The sequence below is a fragment of the Moryella indoligenes genome (genome assembly GCF_030812885.1).
GTDB classification, from domain to species: domain Bacteria; phylum Bacillota; class Clostridia; order Lachnospirales; family Lachnospiraceae; genus Moryella; species Moryella indoligenes.
The window spans coordinates 1-2,029 of the sequence record NZ_JAUSTO010000032.1 but is presented as its reverse complement, the minus strand read 5'-3'; the positions used below and the strand labels follow the sequence as shown (position 1 = coordinate 2,029).

Sequence of the window (2,029 nt, the reverse complement as noted above, 5' to 3'; positions counted from 1 at the left end):
CAGTCAACTCCGCCTGATTCTGAAACTGTTTCCGACTCTGAATCTGGTCTGCAAGAATCAGAGCCCCCAGAACAATAATCCATGCCTTTATTTTCAAGATATCCCTTCCTCTTCACTTCATCAGCTCTTAAATCAACCTTAACTTGATTTATTGGGCAAAAAAATAGCGCTTTGCGGAGCATTATAAAGTTCACACAGCATTATAAAGTTTGCAGTATCAATATTGCTTCTTCCATTCTCCCAATTCACAATGGTCTGCTTGTTTTTGTTTAAAGCTTTTGCTACGTCTTCTTGTGTTAAACCGGCATTGACGCGAGCCGCAGCAAGTGAAACTCGATATGATGATTCATTTTTCATTTACCTCACCTCCCTTCTTTTCCTCACAAAGGGAATTGCTTGTTGTAAACACATCATAAATCAACTTGAAGTTGATGTCAAGCTAAAAGTTGATTTTTTTTAACTTTGGTATTGATATCATCAACTTCTATTTGTATAATACTATTTGAAGGGAGGAACGGAAATGCCTGAAGATATTCAAAAAATATTCACTCAAAATTTAAACCGCCTATTATCCTCTCATGGGAAAACACAGCTTGACCTTGCTAAGTATTTAGAAGTTAGCAATACAACTGTAAATAATTGGTCAAAGGGATATAATACTCCTAGAATGGATAAAATAGATAGAATTTGCAAATTCTTTGGAGTAACACGCGAGAACTTATTAAAAGATCATTGCGGGGAAGAACCTGATTATTATATGGATGAGGACGCTCGCGACATGGCAGAGTTCCTTTTCAAAAATCCAAAGTACAAAGTTCTGTTTGACGCGTCTCGAAAAGTAAAAGCTGAAGACATCGAGTTTGTCAAGAAAATGATTAACAGAATGAGTGGAGATGATGAATCCTGATATCTACTGTTCTTATGAGGATATGCCGCATCGTATCAAATCCTTTGTCAGAGAGAACCCTGACATGTCTTATACAATCGTGCTTAACAACAGATTAACGCAGGAAATATTATCAAAGGCTTACGAACATGAACGCAGCCACATTCTCAATGAAGACCATAGAAAAATAGATAAAACTATCCAAGAAATAGAATCTGAAGCTCACAAGCTTTCACGCTGACTATCATGGCATGGTGCCTTGATATATAAAAACCTTAAGAGGGAGGAGTTATCATGAGTAACGAAAACACGTCAACCAAAAAGAAGATGGGCCTTGTACCAAAGATCATTATCGGAATTGTTGCGCTAGGCGTGATTGGGGCTATTGCCGGAGGGGGGAAATCCGGAAATAATGCAGCTCCGGATACGCAGTCTACCGTTGCAGCGCAGAAGACCGAAGCAAGCAAAGAAGAGCCCACAACCGAAGCTATTGAATACACAGCATACACGGTTGATGAAATGATGAATGATCTCAACGCAAACGCTATGAACGCATCTGACAAATATAAAGATCAGTATCTTGAAATCACTGGAAAACTTAGCAACATTGACAGCAGCGGAAAGTATATCAGCCTTGTTCCGAATGAGGACTTTGCGATTATCGGCGTGCAGTGCTATATAAAGTCTGATGAGCAGAAGGAAGCTGTAAAGAAAATGTCAACCAATGACATTGTTACTTTACGCGGGAAATGCAAAGATGTTGGAGAGGTTTTAGGTTATAGCCTCGACATTGACAGCATTAATTAAGATTAAAAAACCGCTCCGGTGCTCGACCATCGGGGCGGTTTCCCTCCAAAGAGGCATGTACATATTTCGTAACTTTATTTTACCATTCTCAAAGGATATATTCAATCAGGAACACGTTGTCAAATAAAACCCGCCCAGGTGCTACCAACACCAGGGCGGAATGAAACTGATAATCCGAAGATGATCAGCCTTGAACAAGCTCATAGTATCATCTTCGGGGCATCCTGTCAAAAGGGTGTTCTTTTTGTACCCAAAATTCGAGGAGGTATACCATGACTATAGAAAAGCACGGCAGCAAGTGGAGAATCCGGGAGATGAAAGATGGTGTCCGATACT

At 39.9% G+C, this 2,029-nt stretch carries 4 protein-coding genes; 3 read left to right on the top strand and 1 reads right to left on the bottom strand.

Annotated elements, in window-relative coordinates:
- Window positions 1-138: 138 nt before the first annotated feature.
- Window positions 139-357, bottom strand: coding sequence for a helix-turn-helix transcriptional regulator (locus J2S20_RS11945; RefSeq protein ID WP_307255556.1), 219 nt, complete (start codon window positions 355-357; stop codon window positions 139-141).
- A gap of 163 nt (window positions 358-520) precedes the next feature.
- Between J2S20_RS11945 and J2S20_RS11940 the strand changes: the two genes are divergently transcribed.
- From J2S20_RS11940 to J2S20_RS11930, 3 genes are read left to right on the top strand one after another with little or no spacing between them, the layout of a single operon-like run.
- Complete coding sequence (locus tag J2S20_RS11940; RefSeq protein ID WP_307255555.1) at window positions 521-907, top strand: helix-turn-helix domain-containing protein; 387 nt, start codon at window positions 521-523, stop codon at window positions 905-907.
- On the top strand, window positions 888-1,127 hold the full coding sequence (locus J2S20_RS11935; RefSeq protein ID WP_307255557.1) for a hypothetical protein: 240 nt from the start codon (window positions 888-890) through the stop codon (window positions 1,125-1,127). The genes J2S20_RS11940 and J2S20_RS11935 overlap by 20 nt, the downstream gene beginning before the upstream one ends.
- 53 nt (window positions 1,128-1,180) lie before the next feature.
- Window positions 1,181-1,693, top strand: a complete 513-nt coding sequence (locus J2S20_RS11930) for an OB-fold protein (protein ID WP_307255554.1) — start codon at window positions 1,181-1,183, stop codon at window positions 1,691-1,693.
- Window positions 1,694-2,029: the final 336 nt, after the last annotated feature.